The organism is Candidatus Symbiopectobacterium sp. NZEC135 (assembly GCF_025962695.1).
In genome coordinates this window covers 1-17,431 of sequence record NZ_JAGFPF010000074.1, presented here as the reverse complement: position 1 = coordinate 17,431, position 17,431 = coordinate 1, and the positions used below count along the sequence as shown (strand labels likewise).

General features: G+C 52.3%; 14 protein-coding genes. 5 read left to right on the top strand and 9 right to left on the bottom strand.

Features of this window, described 5'->3' with window-relative positions; genetic code table 11:
- Positions 1–238 precede the first annotated feature (238 nt).
- From J5224_RS21525 to J5224_RS21505, 5 genes are all read right to left on the bottom strand, one after another.
- Positions 239–1,174 (bottom strand): DUF4880 domain-containing protein, encoded by a 936-nt coding sequence (locus J5224_RS21525; RefSeq protein WP_264627298.1) that lies wholly within the window; start codon positions 1,172–1,174, stop codon positions 239–241.
- Between the two features lie 8 nt (positions 1,175–1,182).
- Positions 1,183–1,707 carry a sigma-70 family RNA polymerase sigma factor gene (locus J5224_RS21520; protein WP_264627297.1) on the bottom strand — a complete coding sequence of 175 codons (525 nt, stop codon included), beginning with the start codon at positions 1,705–1,707 and terminating at the stop codon, positions 1,183–1,185.
- Between the two features lie 236 nt (positions 1,708–1,943).
- Positions 1,944–2,981: a TonB-dependent siderophore receptor gene (locus J5224_RS21515; protein ID WP_264627296.1), complete on the bottom strand. Its 1,038-nt coding sequence runs from the start codon at positions 2,979–2,981 to the stop codon at positions 1,944–1,946.
- A 4-nt stretch (positions 2,982–2,985) separates the two neighbouring features.
- Positions 2,986–4,293, bottom strand: a complete 1,308-nt coding sequence (locus tag J5224_RS21510; protein WP_264627295.1) for a TonB-dependent siderophore receptor — start codon at positions 4,291–4,293, stop codon at positions 2,986–2,988.
- A 290-nt stretch (positions 4,294–4,583) separates the two neighbouring features.
- Positions 4,584–4,982: a transcriptional regulator gene (locus tag J5224_RS21505; RefSeq protein WP_264627294.1), complete on the bottom strand. Its 399-nt coding sequence runs from the start codon at positions 4,980–4,982 to the stop codon at positions 4,584–4,586.
- 783 nt (positions 4,983–5,765) lie between these two features.
- Here J5224_RS21505 and acs point away from each other — a divergent pair.
- The 3 genes from acs to actP all read left to right on the top strand — a co-directional run bounded on the left by acs (position 5,766) and on the right by actP (position 9,830).
- On the top strand, positions 5,766–7,727 hold the full coding sequence (gene acs / locus J5224_RS21500; protein WP_264627293.1) for an acetate--CoA ligase: 1,962 nt from the start codon (positions 5,766–5,768) through the stop codon (positions 7,725–7,727).
- A 139-nt stretch (positions 7,728–7,866) separates the two neighbouring features.
- The gene (locus J5224_RS21495) at positions 7,867–8,175 is read left to right on the top strand and encodes a DUF485 domain-containing protein (protein WP_264627299.1); all 309 of its coding nucleotides are present in this window, start codon (positions 7,867–7,869) and stop codon (positions 8,173–8,175) included.
- The gene (actP, locus tag J5224_RS21490) at positions 8,175–9,830 is read left to right on the top strand and encodes a cation/acetate symporter ActP (RefSeq protein WP_264627292.1); all 1,656 of its coding nucleotides are present in this window, start codon (positions 8,175–8,177) and stop codon (positions 9,828–9,830) included. The genes J5224_RS21495 and actP overlap by 1 nt, the downstream gene beginning before the upstream one ends.
- Positions 9,831–9,874: 44 nt before the next feature.
- Here actP and gntT read toward each other — a convergent pair whose 3' ends face one another.
- Entirely contained in the window at positions 9,875–11,209 is a 1,335-nt protein-coding gene (gene gntT / locus J5224_RS21485) for a gluconate transporter (protein ID WP_264627291.1), read from the bottom strand.
- Positions 11,210–11,507: 298 nt separating this feature from the next.
- On the opposite strand from gntT, the gene J5224_RS21480 reads away from it, so the two are divergent.
- A complete protein-coding gene (locus J5224_RS21480; RefSeq protein ID WP_264627290.1) occupies positions 11,508–12,035 on the top strand; it encodes a gluconokinase in 528 nt (175 codons plus the stop codon).
- Between the two features lie 4 nt (positions 12,036–12,039).
- Here the strand turns inward: J5224_RS21480 and gntR are convergent, their stop codons facing one another.
- A complete protein-coding gene (gntR, locus tag J5224_RS21475) occupies positions 12,040–13,035 on the bottom strand; it encodes a gluconate operon transcriptional repressor GntR (RefSeq protein WP_264627289.1) in 996 nt (331 codons plus the stop codon).
- Between the two features lie 807 nt (positions 13,036–13,842).
- Between gntR and edd the strand changes: the two genes are divergently transcribed.
- The gene (gene edd / locus J5224_RS21470; protein ID WP_264627288.1) at positions 13,843–15,666 is read left to right on the top strand and encodes a phosphogluconate dehydratase; all 1,824 of its coding nucleotides are present in this window, start codon (positions 13,843–13,845) and stop codon (positions 15,664–15,666) included.
- Positions 15,667–15,684: 18 nt separating this feature from the next.
- On the opposite strand, the gene J5224_RS21465 is transcribed toward edd, so the two are convergent.
- The gene (locus J5224_RS21465; RefSeq protein ID WP_264627287.1) at positions 15,685–17,184 is read right to left on the bottom strand and encodes a sensor histidine kinase; all 1,500 of its coding nucleotides are present in this window, start codon (positions 17,182–17,184) and stop codon (positions 15,685–15,687) included.
- Positions 17,174–17,431: winged helix-turn-helix domain-containing protein (locus J5224_RS21460; protein WP_264627286.1), on the bottom strand; the 258-nt coding region annotated here is incomplete at its 5' end. The genes J5224_RS21460 and J5224_RS21465, both read right to left, overlap by 11 nt.

The following is a 17,431-nucleotide window of genomic DNA, read 5'->3' as shown; positions in this document are numbered from 1 at the left end:
CCCAGGCTCAGCCATCTGGCCTGTTTTAAATTCAATAACTGCATGACGACATCCTGTATGCGTAATGATCGGACCTGCAAACGTACTTATGACACCAAGAATAGCACTCGGTTTATCGCACTATTCTACCCATACAAGAAAAGACCCATGAGAAAAGTCGTACGAAACAAGCCCGGTAATAAATCAGCTTTTCCTCCGTCCTATTCTTAGCGTTTTTAGCATGAAAAACCAGAAGGGATTAGCGTGCGCGCAGGGTTATCCACCAGGAAAAACGTCTCTCTGCAATAATGGGAAGGGTACGCGTCAGGGCGCTGAAAAAACGCTCATCATCCTGTAAGGGAAAGACGCCAGAAATACGCAGCGCCGCCGCCTTGTCATCGAGGGGAAAGTAGCCGTTGCGGTAGCGAGCATATTCACGCATCAAGGTATCCAGCCGCATATTGTCCGCCAGCACCACACCATCTAACCAACTTTGGCGGAAGCCTTCCACCGGTTGCGGAGGCTGACTCACCGCATCCGTAAAGGTCACTTGTTGCCCAGCACTAACGCGCACAGTCGCCTGCGATTGCTTCGTCGGGCGCAGCAACACCTCCCCTTGAAACACCGCCAGCGTACTTTCACTGGCATCGCAGCGCACATCAAATCGGCAGGGTGAATTCAGCGACATCATCCCCTGTGGGGTAGAAAACGCTAACGGGTAAGGCTCTGCGCTTTCCAGTAAGCACTCCCCTTTGAGTAGGCGCAAAGAAGCGATCTTTCCGTCTTGGTCGTAGCGTGAGAGCGCGGAATCGGTGTTCAGGTTTAGCGTCAGCCCCTCTGCCAACACCCAGCGCCGGTTTTCTCCCTTAGCGGTTCGATAATCAGCGGCATAGGTTTCCCAAGGGACGCTATAGGCTCCACCGCCTAACAGCGCCATCAACGCCAGCAGTTTTAACAGGTGGCGCCGCTCGGTTCCCTGACGGCTCAATACACTGGATGCCACCGGGCTATCGACGGAATAAAAACGGGTATGAATCTTTTCGACACGCTGCCACGCCTGCTGATGAAGTGGATGGCTATTCAGCCATTGCTGCCAGGCATGGCGCTCACTAGCCGTGCAATCATCCGCGTAGAGAATGGCATACCATTCTGCGGCATCGTAGAACACGTCCTGGGGAATATCGTCAGCTCGCATCGCCGGAATTAGCGCTCCTGACAAGTCAGGCAAGCGAACATCGCCTGTGCCATGTATTTTTTCACCATACGATCGGAGACACCAAGACGATCGGCCACCTGCTGGTACGTCAGCCCATCGATATGCACCCACAGAAACGCCTGTCTAGCTTTGGCAGACAGCGTACTGAGCATACGATCTATCTCCAGCAGCGTATCAATAATGATGGCATGCTGCTCCAATGAAGGCTCCACCTCAAGTTGCTGTTCCGCCAGCACCTGCAAATAGGCATTTTCAATGTCGCGCCGCCGCCAAAAATTGACCACCAGACCGTGGGCGACAGTGGTCAACCAAGCGCGAGGTTCACGCAGTTGGGTGGCCTGTTGCGTGCTGACCAGACGCACGAAAGTATCCTGCGCCAGATCGGCCGCTTGCTGCGAGCATCCCAAACGCCGACGCAGCCACGCCTGTAACCAGACATGGTGCTCGTGATAAATTCGCTGTACCGCCAGTGATTCGACGGGGTCAGCATAGGTAGCCGCGTGACCGTTCACGTTGTGTCTCATTTAATGATAATGAAATGATTTTCATTATCATTAAATGCAAAGTCAATCACTATCGCACAATCACTTGTGCCGAGAGCCTGCCACTCACCGTCATCCTCGGCGCAGGCCGAGGATCTCTTGCAGACGCAATCTTTTTTTCTGTAGGAGATTCCCGCTTGCGCGGGAATGACAGGTGGTATGTGGCAGTGGCGGTTACAGGGGGCGAATAGCAATAGTCCCGGCAATTACCAGCGGTAGCTCAGGTTAGCATTGAACACGCGGCCTTCACCGTAGTAGCACCAATAATCACACACGCTGACATATTCGCGGTTGCTGAGGTTGGTGGCATTAACCTGCAAGCGCCAATCTTTGGTGAAGTCATAGGCGATCATCGCATCCCACAGGGTATAGGCTGGGACTTTCAGATTAGGATTTTCCGTTTTGTCGCCATATGAGCTACCAACATAACGTACCCCGGTACCGACGGATAGGCCACTGAGCGAGCCCTGAAATGCATAATTCACCCAACCAGACGCCTGCTGTAACGGCTGCTCAGGGAAGCGTTTACCTATTTCAGCATCCACACCCGACTTGGTGATCTCGACCTTGCCATAGTTATAGTTGGCAAGCACTGTCAGGCCTCGCGCCACTTCGCCGCTCATTTCCAGCTCGATACCGCGTGAACGAACCTGCCCAGTCTGGGCCGAGGTGCCGGGATGCTCACGATCGGTGGTCGATACGTTATCCTGAACCAGGTTATACAGCGCAACGGTCGCATAACCGTTAAAGCCGTGTGGCGTATACTTCATTCCCACTTCGGTTTGCTTACCCATGGTCGGCTTATAGGGATTGCCTTTACCGTCATCTCCCATAAGCGGCATAAAGGATTCTGAGTAGCTAATATAGGGAGAAATGCCGTTATCAAACAGGTACATTAGCCCAGCCGTTTTGGTGAACTTATCATCATCCTTACGGCTATCCTTGTCAGCGCTCAGGTTCTGTTCGCGTGATTTTGCCTTGTCGTAACGGCCGCCAATCAGCGCAATCCAGCGATCGTCATAGCGGAATTGGTTCTGAATGTAGTAACCCATTTGGTTACGCCCAGTGCGATAATCGTATAATTGGTCAAGCGGCAGAACCGCGTTGCCATACACCGGGTTAAACATATCAATTTTGCCAATACCGTAGAAATCACCATCACGGCTTTGTGAGCTGGCACGGCGATAATCAACCCCCAGTAACAGCGTGTTTTCCACATCACCCCACTGCCACTCTCCAACCATGCGGTTATCCGTTGCCCAGTTTTTGCGCAAAACCATCGCGGTAGGTCATACCACGATCCACCTGGCCATCAACCACATCCCCGAAAGCATAGGCGGTACGCAGATCCATATTCAGGTAGTTGTAGTTGGTGTTCTGGTGGAACGTCCAGGTATCGTTAATGCGGTGAGTGAACTCATAGCCCAACGTAAACTGGCGAGTGTTATTACGATCGAGCCCGGGTTCTCCCAATGAGGTTCTGTAGCCCACCTTACCAAACGGTGTGTTATGCAGCGTGCCCGCAGGCATTTTAAAACCGCTGGTAACATCGGAATCGGTATCCATGTAGCTTGCCAGCACCGTCAGTTCCGTGTCCTCCCCCATCAGGAACGTCATACTGGGTGCCAGATAGAAGCGATCGCTCTTGGCATGATCCATTTCACCTGACGTGCCGCGCGCAAGGCCCACGACGCGATAAAGCACCGTGCCATCATCGTTAAGCGGACCTGCGCTATCGAGGCCCAGTTGGCGGTAATCATTGGAGCCATAATCCAGCGAGATTTGTCCCTGAGGCAAACGCGTTGGGCGCTTGGTGATCACGTTAACCAGGCCGCCCGGCGGGTTCTGCCCATACAGCACCGATGCGGGCCCTTTTAACACTTCAATCCTATCCACACCAAAAGCGTCAAACTGCTGAACAAAGAAACCGCGTTCGTTAATGGCTGCAAGCCCGTTCTGAAAGCGCGACTGATCTTTAAAGCCACGAATGGAGAGCCATTCGGTCTTGTTATCCGGCCCGTAATAGGATGCCAATACACCGGGGCTATAGCGCAAGGCCTGATCGACCTTCTTCGCGCCACGCGCTTCCATCTGTTGCTGTGTCACTACAGACATCGCACGCGGCGTTTCCGATACCGGTACATCCAGCTTTAATGCGGTATTAGGGGGTGCGGTGACAACAATCTGATCGTTACGCGCAGGCGCCGCAGCCGTTGCCGGTGCTACTGGCTGCGCCACAATAGAGATGCTGCCGTCAGCGTTGCGCTCGGCGCGCAGACCACTGTTCGCCAGCAGTTGCGCAAACCCTTGTTCCACGTCATAGCGCCCTTGCAATCCGCTGCTCTGTTTACCCACCGTCAGTGCCGGATCATAAGACAACAGAACGCCGGATTGCTGCGCTAATTGGTTTAAGGCCTGAGCCAGACTGCCCGCAGTGACATGAAACGCCTGAGCTGCTGCCGAAACGGCCGTGACTGAAGCGGCACTGCCCAGCGCTATTCCCCAACACGCGGCTCTTAGCGCCAACGTTACCGGCCCGGTTCGCCATGATTTCATTGTTATACCCCTGTCAGTTTTTCATTGCTGTTAATGGGTATGCCAATGGAGGTCATTAAAAGGGGAACCAGAAAAAGAAAAAAATATGGATATCAATAGGGTGAGTGTGTTTGGAGGCGCGAAGGGATTCCGATTGTTATCGAAACTTGCAAGACAAAATAAATCTGCAATAATTTTGGTTAAGACGCATTAATCAAGTTAGCTACGCCAGAATAGGCGTAGCTTATATTGTCACAGGTGCGCAATAATTCCGTCATATTATTGGTTTCGAGCATCCTTGCTTTATTTACCTAAGAGACAAGGTTAATGGCAGGAACAGCTTCGCTGATCTCTTGATTCAAAATCATCAGAGAAAACACACGGTTTTCAACATTGAGCTTAGAAAAAGAGAGCGTGCTTAGCTGCTTTTTCGTGAAGCCATCCGACAGAAGATCCGACACCACGCGCGTACTCATCACGTCGTTGTTGGTCAGAAAGTCCTGATAGGCAAACTTCACGTTTATCGGCAGTACATCATCAATAGAGACCGGATTATTCGCTTCAGAATGCAGCCCGAAATGGGCATTAAATGCAGAGTTAGCACAGAGAACCTTGCATTTATCATCAATAACGGCGACGGCACGCCTGTCATTTTGTACAGGTTTGCTCAGCATGCCTATGATTTCATTTTGTCCAAATATCAGACTCATCGTTTCCTCTGCTTCATGCTATGACAAGATAACGCTACGGACGCACTGAGAAGCGACCATCAATGCCCAACAGATCTGCGCTACTCGTACGCAGGATCGCAAGGCATTGAGTAGATGCTTTCGATAGCCCGAAACCGCAAACCGTAATTAATCAATAAAAACAAAAAGATAAAATATCTTGTACTTCCATTAGCGTAATGTTTAAGCAGTGCGACGTTGTGTTTTGATCTCAAACGATCGGGCAAAAACCTACATCTTAAAATTCCTATTCAAGTGTAGAAGTAAAAGGTCAAAAAATCCTGTGAACCCGTACTACAGTAGTCGCTTACACCGCTCTCATTTTTTACATATGTACTAAAATTTTAACGTGCCTGTCGATCAAACGATCAAAAAGCATCTTCTGGATCAAAATATACCCGTGTTGGTATGCACACTATCGGCTGAATAAGCAGTATCTTTATGCTGTTTGATCGTAAAGGACGATCAAATAATAAAAAATAATAGTTGTAATCTATTGAAAATAATAAATTGATCGTTATATGCTTTACGATCATGTGAACGAGCGAGTCAGCCACAATAACGTGACGCGCATCACAAATTATCTTCTTGTTATTTTTTTATAAAAAACAGAAAACGCTCAGGGCCAGCCATTCTCCACGCTTTTCCTTTCACTGTGTTACTTCTTATTGCGTGATCCATCGCTCAAAAAAGAAACAAATTCTGGCGCACCACTACACTTAACGATTTGTTGACATACATTTAACAAGGTTTAAGGAGAGCGCTATGAGCCAATATAATAAACACACCATACCCGCCTCAGTGGCGGAGAACGCCCTGATTAACGCTGAGCAGTATCGCGAGTGGTATCAGGCATCGATCAATGATCCCCAGACCTTTTGGCGAGAGCATGGCAAGATCGTCGATTGGATCAAACCGTACACTGAAGTTAAAAACACCTCTTTCGATCCAGGCCATATCCGTATTCGCTGGTTCGAAGATGGTACGTTAAATGTTTCAGCCAACTGCCTTGATCGACACTTAGCCACCCTTGGCGATCAAACCGCCATTGTGTGGGAAGGAGATGACACAACCCAAAGCAAAACAGTGACTTACCGCGAGCTTCACCAAAGCGTCTGCCGTTTTGCTAATGTGTTGAAATCACTAGGTATTAAAAAGGGTGATGTGGTCGCTATCTACATGCCTATGGTGCCGGAAGCCGCGGTTGCTATGCTGGCATGCACGCGCATAGGTGCGATTCATTCCGTTATTTTCGGCGGTTTTTCTCCTGAATCCATCGCCGGACGCATTATCGATTCCAGTGCCAAGCTGGTGATTACCTCTGATGAGGGTATCCGCGCCGGGCGCACAATCCCGCTGAAAAAGAATATTGATGACGCGTTGCGCAACCCAGGTGTTAAAACGGTGGCGCATACCATTGTTTACCAACGCACGGGTGGCGCTATCGATTGGCACGAAGGTCGCGACCACTGGTGGCACGATCTGATCGCGGGTGCAGACGATCACTGCCCGCCAGAAGCGATGAACGCCGAAGATCCGTTGTTTATTCTCTATACCTCAGGATCGACCGGTAAACCCAAAGGCGTGCTGCATACTACTGGCGGATATCTCGTCTATGCGGCCATGACCTTCAAATATGTGTTTGACTACCATCCCGGCGATGTCTACTGGTGTACCGCCGATGTTGGCTGGATCACAGGACACAGCTATCTGCTCTACGGCCCGCTGGCTTGTGGTGCGACCACGTTGATGTTTGAAGGCGTACCCAACTGGCCGGATGCACGCCGTATGGGACAAGTGGTCGATAAGCACCACGTCAATATTCTGTATACCGCCCCAACGGCTATCCGCGCGCTGATGGCTGACGGCGACAAGGCCATCGAAGGCAGCAACCGACGTTCGCTGAGAATCATGGGATCGGTGGGTGAACCCATCAACCCGGAAGCCTGGGAATGGTATTTTAACAAGATCGGTAACGGCCAATGTCCGATCGTCGATACCTGGTGGCAAACGGAAACGGGCGGGTTAATGATTACTCCGCTGCCGGGGGCGATCGAAACCAAGCCGGGCTCTGCAACGCTTCCCTTCTTTGGCGTGCAGCCTGCGTTAGTCGATAATCTGGGCACACCGCAGGACGGCTCAACGGAAGGCAATCTGGTGATCACCGACTCCTGGCCTGGTCAGGCGCGTACGCTGTTTGGCGATCACGAGCGCTTCGAGCAAACCTATTTTTCAACCTTTAAAGGCATGTATTTCAGCGGTGACGGTGCCCGTCGCGATGAAGATGGCTACTACTGGATAACCGGCCGCGTCGATGACGTGTTGAACGTGGCGGGCCATCGTCTGGGCACGGCGGAAATAGAGTCGGCGCTGGTGGCACACCCGAAGATTGCCGAAGCCGCCGTGGTGGGCATCCCGCACAGTCTGAAAGGTCAGGCTATCTACGCCTATATTACGCTTAATCACGGTGAAGAGCCTTCCAGTGCGCTTTACACAGAAGTGCGCAATTGGGTGCGTAAAGAGATTGGCCCGATTGCTACGCCCGATATCCTGCACTGGACGGACTCACTGCCGAAAACCCGTTCCGGCAAGATTATGCGGCGTATTCTGCGCAAAATCGCGGCGGGAGATACCAGTAATCTGGGTGATATCTCTACGCTTGCCGATCCTGGCGTCGTTGAAAAACTGCTGGAAGAGAAACAAACCATGGACACACCACAGTCTTAAACATCACAAGCAGTACGCGCTGAGCGAACCGATAGCAGATAACGCCAGACCCGAAGGGTCTGGCTTAGCGGGCTGTACCCTGAAATCGGCAACGTTTTTACTCACAACCGGAAACAGACCCATTTACCGGAGATTTATGATGAATGACGTCCTCTACCAACGCATTGGCAACCACTCGGTGTTTAAAGAACTGGTGCGCAAACGTCAGCTTTTTGCCGTCTCGCTTTCTCTGATTGTTTTGGTGTTATACGTCAGCTTCATTTTGCTGATTGCTTTTGCGCCCACCTGGCTGGGTACTCCCCTTTATCCTGGAGCTACCATCACGCGCGGCATTCCCATCGGGATTGGGCTAATCATTATCTCGTTTATCTTGACTGGGGTGTATGTCTATCGCGCCAATGGCGAATTTGACCGTATGACCAAAAAGCTTCTGAGTGAGGTTAAGTAATGAAAACCCGTCTGTTATTACCGCTTATTGGTCTGATGCTTCCCGTCATGGCCTATGCAGATGCCCTCACCGGTGACGTTCAACGCCAGCCGCTGAATATCCAGGCCATCGTCATGTTTTTGCTGTTTGTCAGCGGCACGCTTTACATTACCTATTGGGCTTCGAAGCGTACACGCTCGCGCAGCGACTATTATACGGCTGGCGGTAACATCACTGGCTTCCAGAACGGGTTGGCGATTGCGGGTGACTACATGTCTGCCGCGTCATTCCTCGGCATTTCAGCACTGGTGTATACCTCTGGTTACGACGGGCTGATCTATTCGCTGGGCTTCCTGGTGGGTTGGCCCATCATCCTGTTTCTTATTGCAGAACGCTTGCGTAATCTCGGGCGCTATACCTTCGCGGATGTCGCATCTTATCGCCTTCAACAAAAACCGATTCGCACCCTCTCCGCTTGCGGCTCGCTGGTGGTGGTGGCGCTGTATCTCATTGCCCAGATGGTAGGCGCTGGCAAGCTGATAGAGCTGCTGTTCGGTCTGAACTACCACGTTGCCGTAGTACTGGTCGGCATTCTGATGGTGATGTATGTGCTGTTTGGCGGTATGCTCGCCACCACTTGGGTACAGATCATCAAAGCCGTGCTGCTGCTGTTTGGTGCCACCTTTATGGCAATCATGGTGATGAAATCGGTCAATTTCAGTTTCGACGGCCTGTTCAAAGCGGCGGCGGCAGTCCACCCGAAGGGTATTGCTATCATGAGCCCCGGCGGACTGGTTTCAGACCCGATTTCGGCGCTGTCGCTTGGATTGGGCCTGATGTTCGGCACTGCGGGATTACCCCATATTCTGATGCGTTTCTTTACGGTTAGCGATGCGCGTGAAGCCCGCAAAAGTGTGTTTTACGCAACGGGGTTCATGGGCTATTTCTACTTCCTGACCTTTATTATCGGCTTCGGTGCCATCGTACTGGTCAGCGCTAACCCCACCTTTAAAGACGCCGCTGGCGCGTTGATCGGTGGTAATAATATGGCAGCGGTGCATCTGGCTGATGCGGTGGGCGGCAACTTCTTCCTCGGCTTTATCTCCGCAGTGGCGTTCGCTACCATTCTCGCGGTGGTAGCCGGGCTGACGTTGGCAGGCGCGTCGGCAGTGTCACACGATCTGTATGCCAACGTCATCAAGAAGGGGCAGGCAACGGAACGTGATGAACTGAAAGTATCAAAACTTACCGTTTTGGCACTGGGTGTGGTGGCTATCGGTCTGGGTATTTTGTTCGAAAAACAAAACATTGCCTTTATGGTGGGGCTGGCCTTCTCTATAGCGGCGAGCTGTAACTTCCCCATCATTATCATCTCAATGTACTGGTCAAAGCTGACCACTCGTGGCGCAATGCTGGGCGGTTGGGCAGGTTTGTTGACGGCCATTGTGCTGATGATCCTCGGCCCCACCATTTGGGTGAAAATTCTTGGTCACGCAACGCCTATTTATCCGTATGAATACCCGGCGCTGTTCTCGATGCTGGTGGCGTTTATCGGGATCTGGTTCTTCTCGATTACCGATAATTCAGAGGAAGGCAAGCAGGAACGCGATCGCTTCTATGCGCAGTTTGTTCGTTCACAAACTGGCGTAGGCGCATCACGCAGTTCGTCTCATTAAGTGATTCGGTTGCCTCCGCAACGGAGGCAACCAAAACCTGTTGTTTAGATAACCATACTCAGTAGCAAGCAACCAATCAGGCCACACACCGCAATAATGGTTTCCAACGCCGACCACGACTTCATGGTTTCACCAATGGTCAGGTTGAAATACTCTTTGAACAGCCAGAAACCCGGATCGTTCACGTGGGAGAAAATGACGCTACCGGAACCGACGGCCAGCACCATCAGTTCTGGACTCACACCGGTAATGGTGAGCAACGGCGCAACAATACCGCCCGCCGTCATGGCCGCAACGGTCGCCGACCCCAGCGCCAGACGCAGCGCAGCGGCAATCGCCCATCCCATCAACAGCGGCGACAGCGTACTGCCCGCCATCAGCGTTTCGATGTACTTGGCAACGCCACCGTCCACCAGGATTTGTTTAAACGCACCGCCACCACCGATCACCATCAGCATCATCGCGATAATCTTGATGGAATCGTTGATGGTATCCATCACCTGATCCATGCTGCGACCGCGATTAAGCCCAAAGGTGAAGATCGCCACAACCACGGAAATCAGCGTAGCCATCACCGGATCGCCCAGGAACTCAGCGTAACCCAGCAACGGATGGCCTTTTTGCAGCGTCATTTCTGCCACCGCACGACCGGTCATCAGAATAACCGGAATCAGGGTAGTGAATACGCTAATACCAAAGCCCGGCATCTCATGATCGGTAAACACTTTCGGGTTATGCAATCCAGCAGGAATCGGTTTATCGATACTTTTCAGGAAGCGCGCATAGACCGGTCCCGCCAAAATCACGGTTGGAATAGCAATCAACGTGCCATACAGCAGGGTTTTGCCCATGTCGGCTTTGAACAGAATAGCAATCGCCGTCGGGCCCGGGTGCGGAGGCAACAACGCGTGGGTCACGGACAATGCCGCGGCCATCGGTACGCCGATAAACAGTAAAGGGATACGCGCAGCGGCAGCGATGGTGAACACCAATGGCAGCAACAGTACAAAACCCACTTCATAAAACAGTGCAAAACCAACGGTGAAACCGGTCAATACCACCGCCCACTGGATGCGCCCCTTACCGAATTTATCGATAAGTGTCGTCGCAATGCGCTGGGCACCGCCGCAATCTGCCAGCAGTTTACCTAACATGGCACCAAAGCCCATGATCAGGGCCAGACTTCCTAGCGTGCCGCCTACCCCGTTTTTGATCGAGGTGATGACGCCATTGACGTTAAACCCACCCTGGGAGGTGTAGCCCAATGCCAAACCCACGGCCAGCGACACCAGAATCAATGAAATGAACCCGTTCAATTTGCAACGGATCATCAATAGCAGCAGCAGGGCAACCCCGATTGCTACAATGATTAATGGCATAATAATTCTCCGATATAGGAATCGTACAGATGCTGTCAACGAATACAGTCAGATCTATAAATGCTACTTTTACATCAAGATAGCGTTCTTTTTGTTACCTGGCAGCGCACGCTGCCGAGCTTTGGGGGGCCAAAGCCTGACGCATCGGAGTAGCGGTTTATGCCCTCGTCAGCCCCATCGGTAATCTGTGATTTTTGTCACACCCCTGATTGTTACCGGTATCATGATACCGGTAACGTGGTAAAATGCGAAACTATCATATGGGCTTAAATATTCATTTTGAGATAGAGATCAAACTATGGCGGGACAAAGCATCATCATCATGGGCGTATCTGGGTGTGGTAAATCCAGTTCTGGAGCGGCTATTGCAAATGCGCTGGGCGCTAAATTCATTGATGGCGACGATCTGCACCCGCGCGCCAACATTCAGAAAATGGCAAGCGGCCAACCTTTAGACGACAACGATCGCGCGCCGTGGCTTGAGCGCCTTAACGACGCGGCCTACAGCCTGCGCCATAAAAATGAAGTGGGTTTGATCGTCTGTTCGTCCTTAAAACGCCGCTATCGCGATCGTCTGCGTCAGGGCAACCCTGATATGTTGTTCCTTTATATGAAGGGCAGCTTTGACGTTATTCTGGAACGCCTGAAAGCGCGCGCCGGGCATTTCATGCCCACCGATCTGCTCAAAAGCCAGTTCGATGCGCTAGAAGAGCCAGCGGCAGATGAAACTGACGTGGTGAGTATCGATATCGATGGCACCTTTGATGAGGTTGTCGCCCGTGGTCTGACGGCATTGCGCAACGCGGGTGTCGTTTCTCGTCGCTAACGGCTTAAATGCTGCCGCCATGCAGGATCGTGAAGCCCAAATCCAGTCGCGGTGGGGTAACAACCTCTCCGCGCAACCGAGCCAGCAGTCGCTCTGCGGCCACCTGCCCCATGCGCTCACGTGGCGTCAGCACACTGGCCAGTTTGGGTTCCATCGACTGGCCAATATCGTGTCCATGAAAACCGGCGATCGCCATTTGATCGGGAATGCACAACCCTTGTCGCTGACACTCAAAGGCCGCGCCGATAGCGATATCATCGTTGGTGCAAAACAGGCTGTCGGTCTCCGGGTAGCGCTCGCGCGCTTCTCTCATCAGTTCACCGCCCAGACTGTACGACGAGGGGCGATCGGTACTGACATCGCGCGGCGTCAACCCAGCATCACGCATCGCTTGTTCGTACCCTTGCATCTTGATCAAGGTACGTTCATCCAGACGCGAGCCGAGATAAACCGGAAAACGGTACCCTCGGGCCAACAGCACCTGAGTCATCTGGTAGGCCGCTTCAAAGTTGTTAAATCCCACCGCCAGATCGATACAGGGCGACTCGCTGTCCATGATTTCAACCACCGGAATGCCCGCCACTTCAATCATCTTGCGCGTGCGCTCCGTGTGGGAACGTTCAGAAAGGATCAGACCGTCAATATTGTAGGAAAGCAGAGACATCAGGCGCATTTCTTCGCGCTCGGCGTGGTAACCATAGTGTGCCAGCATCGTCTGGTAACCGTGCGCATCCGTCACGCGTTCAATGCCGCGCAGCACTTCGGCAAACACCTGATTGGTCAATGAAGGAAGCAGAACGCCAATCGCCCGACTGGTGGCATTCGATAAAATCTCCGGCGCCCGGTTGGGAATGTATCCCAACTCATCCAGCGCCGCGGCGATGCTGTCACGCAGTGCCGCCGATACTTTCTGCGGATCGCGCAGGTAGCGGCTAATAGTCATTTTAGTGACACCAACACGATTGGCCACATCTTGCAAACCTGGTCTTTTCTTCTTCATTTTCAATCGATTGAAATATTGTTGGCTGGTGATCTAGTGTAACAAAGAAAAGCAGCGCTGTCTGTGTGACGGTGACATTGATGGTCACCAATAGATTGCTCGAGTCAACATAGCAATCCAACGACAAATAATAGTGAAACAATCCTACGTTTTCCTTATTTCCTATTAAAAAAACGCCACTAAAATAATCCAAATAATGCAATAATAAAAAGTACGTCACGGTCCGTGGTTAATACTGTCATGCTCTTATTACAAATAATATTTTTCTACAGCGAAAAACATTAAATTAACCCAAACTAATTTTTATTTTTTCCATTATTATTTTAGATGTGTTCGTCAGTAGGCGATCGCTCTTTTTGCACCGTTCCTCCTCACGCACACCACAATGTGATCTAAGTCACAAAATAATTTTCACCTTGGCTGAATCGAGTAAAGCGTGACCGTAAAACCCATTGTTACCGGTATCATTTGAGTATATAGTAGTCTCATCACCGTCAGGGCGTCCTGATGTGGGCCTATTGGAGAGATACGCTAGCGGCAAAGATGAACGTCTGGATCACATGAGGCTGCGATGAACCCCATCTGCATCCCTTAATGCGCCCATACCCTTTACGGTAACTCACCGTATTAACGGGTACGTAAATTATTGACGATCTGGTATCGTGCATTTATTTGCGCGAGTATTTTTATCATCTTAAAAATAATTAAAACACCCGCTAGCCATAGTAGCCCAATTATTTCGATCGACGTCATTGGCATTTGATTTTAATTAAGCAAAGCATCAATGTTAAACACTTGGGGCATAGCATGAATCCTATTGTTGCACGCGTTACCCACAACATCCTGTCTCGTTCTCACACCGAGCGTAGCCGTTATCTGGCACGTATTGCCGCCGCCAAAAGCAAAACGGTACACCGCTCCGAACTGGCCTGCGGCAACTTGGCACACGGTTTCGCGGCCTGTTCACCTGAAGACAAAGCCGATTTGAAGAGCATGATCAAAAGCAACATCGGCATCATTACCTCTTACAATGACATGCTCTCTGCCCACCAGCCCTATGAACGCTACCCAGATTTGATCAAAAAAGCACTGAACGCCGTGGGTGCTGTCGGTCAGGTCGCTGGCGGTGTCCCTGCCATGTGCGATGGCGTCACACAGGGGCAAGACGGTATGGAACTCTCTCTGCTTAGCCGCGATCTGATTGCAATGTCGGCGGCGATCGGCTTGTCACACAACATGTTTGATGGCGCACTCTTTTTGGGCGTATGTGACAAAATTGTCCCGGGGCTGTTTATTGCCGCCCTCTCTTTTGGTCACCTGCCTACCGTTTTCGTGCCCGCCGGCCCGATGCGCACAGGCATATCCAACAAAGAGAAAGTGCGCATCCGCCAACTGTATGCTGAAGGCAAAGTCGGCCGCGATGCGCTGCTGGAATCCGAGGCCAGTGCTTATCACGGCGCGGGCACCTGCACTTTTTACGGCACCGCCAACTCGAACCAGATGGTAATGGAGATCATGGGGCTGCATCTGCCCGGCTCCTCGTTTGTCTACCCGGATATTCCATTGCGTGATGCGCTGACAGAAGCTGCTGCGCGCCAGGTCACCCGAATGACGGAAAATGCGGGCGATTATCTGCCCGTCGGGCAGCTGGTAGACGAAAAGGTGATCGTCAACGGTATCGTCGCCTTGCTGGCGACTGGCGGTTCGACCAACCACACCATGCATCTGGTGGCCATGGCGAAAGCCGCCGGTTTTACCGTTACCTGGGATGATTTTTCTGAACTGTCCGAAGTGGTGCCTTTGCTGTGTCGTATCTACCCCAACGGACCGGGTGACATCAACTATTTTCAGGCAGCAGGCGGCGTGTCACTGCTGGTGCGAGAACTGCTGCGCGGCGGCTTGTTGCACGACGATGTCCATACCGTGGCAGGCTTTGGTCTGCACCGCTACACTCAGGAGCCGTTCCTGGAAGACGGAAAACTGGTCTACCGCGACGGCCCACAGGTGTCGCTGGATGCCGACGTGATCGCCCCACTGGAAACGCCGTTTGCCAAACACGGTGGCACCAAAGTGCTTTCCGGTAACCTGGGACGCGCAGTAATGAAAACCTCCGCTGTGCCGCAAGAACGACAAACCATTGTCGCACCCGCCGTGGTATTCAACGATCAGAACGATGTCGATGCCGCCTTTAAGGCTGGTCGTCTCGACAACGATTGCGTGGTGGTGGTGCGCTATCAGGGCCCCAGAGCGATAGGCATGCCAGAACTGCACAAACTGATGCCACCACTGGGTGTGTTGATGGACAGAGGCATCAACGTGGCATTAGTCACCGATGGCCGCCTGTCCGGTGCATCCGGCAAGGTGCCCGCCGCCATCCACGTCACACCGGAGGCCTATGTTGGTGGCCTGCTGGCAAAAGTTCAGGATGGTGACATGATCCGCGTTGACGGCACCACGGGTGAGATAAGCCTGCTGGTGGATGAAGCGGAACTGGCGCAACGTCATCCAGAACAGCCGGACTTATCCGCTTCCCATGTTGGGATGGGACGGGAACTGTTTACCGCACTGCGCGAGAACATTACCGGGGCAGAACAGGGCGCCAGCGCGATCCCCTACCGCTACGCCCAGTAACATCAACGCCGTGCGATGTCAGGTACGTTTCAAGCACAGATAAACGTGTAAACCGGGATTGGCCGATGCCATGCAGAGTTGACCGCCGTGCAGTTCGGCGATGGCTTTCACCAGCGACAGGCCAAGCCCGAAACCGGGCTGCTGCTGTGTCCCTTCAAGGCGCTGAAAGCGTTCCAATGCCGTGGCGTGCAGATTTTCAGGAATACCGGGGCCGAGATCGGAAACACGCAGCGCTGTCCAGCCGCGATAAAGGGTGACGCTCAAGGTAATTGCTTTGCCTTGAGTAGCATACTTCAGCGCGTTTTCGATCAGGTTCGCCAGCGCTTGGAACAACAACGCCCGATCGCCAAAAAGCGGCGTCCCGGCAGGTGCATCAATCAGCAATTGGCAATGGTGCACATCGGCTAACGGTTGATAATATTCCGACACCTCTTCCAATAACGGACGCACCTCAAAGTGGGCAAACTGATGAACACAGCGCCCGCTTTCAATCTCACCAATGCGCATGACAGTGCGAAACAGCCCCAAAATCTTGTGCACCTCTTCCACCGCCTGATGCAACTCCTCACGCATCTCATGTTCGAGACCTTGTCGCTCGGTCAGGTTGTACAGCCTGTTTTGCAAGTGCGTCAGCGGAGTGCGTAATTCATGGGCAATATGGCTTGAGGTGCTGCGCACCTGCTCCATGAGGCGTTCGATGCGCTCCAGGTTCTGGTTGATGTCGTGGCTCAGGCTATGGAAATCGTCATCACGCGTTGAGAGCGGCATACGAACGTACTGTTCACCAGCGCTGTAGCGGTGCAGCGCGGTGCGAATCCGCTCGACGCTGCGCAGGCTGCGTAAACTGAAATGTCGGCTGACAACCAGAGAAAACAGCAGCACGACAAACAGCCCAGCCCCGGCCACCAGAGGAATAGTGCGAATACGTTCCAGCATCGGACGTAGATTATAGGCGGTGAACAACACACCGCCGTCGTCCAACGCTACCGACATGCCGACCAGATTGCTCTCGGGCGCGCTGCGTCGCTGGTCGCTGGCCTTCAGCGCTCCCTTTTCAACCAGTAGCGCTTTCAGGCAAGGAACATCCATTTTGCACGCGGTATGATTTGGCCCAGACAGCATCCAACCCGCATTGTGGTAGAGGATCTCACCCTGCTTGCTCATCACCAGAAACAGAGGCAACTCATCGGTCTTGGCCTGATTATCACGTTTAAGCTGGGCGATCAGCGTAGACGTGTCGGTCAGCCGCGACTGGGTGGCATGGTCATGGATATTACCCAGTATGACGTCGCGTACGTGGGTACGTATCAGCGTTTCACTCAGCACGCTGAAACCGACAATACAGCACAGCACCATCAGCAAGAACAGGAAGACCAGCGTAATAAATTGGCGAAACTGCGAGGTACGCAGAAACACCGGATAACGGTTTGCACCGTGCACGCACAAATGGCGAATTTTCTCACGCCATCCGTTACCCAGCCATCTCAGAGCAGGTTCATTGTTTACGCTACGCGACATCCGTTTTTTCCACTGCACCAAGGGCATAGCCCATCGATCGCAACGTTTTGATCAGCGGTCGGGGAAAGCCTTTGTCGATCTTGGCCCGTAACTTGGACATGTGAACATCGATCAGGTTAGTCTGAGGATCGAAGTGATACCCCCAGACGCGCTCCAACAACAGCGTACGCGTGATCACCTGCCCGGGGTTTTCCATCAAAATGATCAGCAGCTTGATCTCTTTATCGGTAAGATCGATACGCTGCCC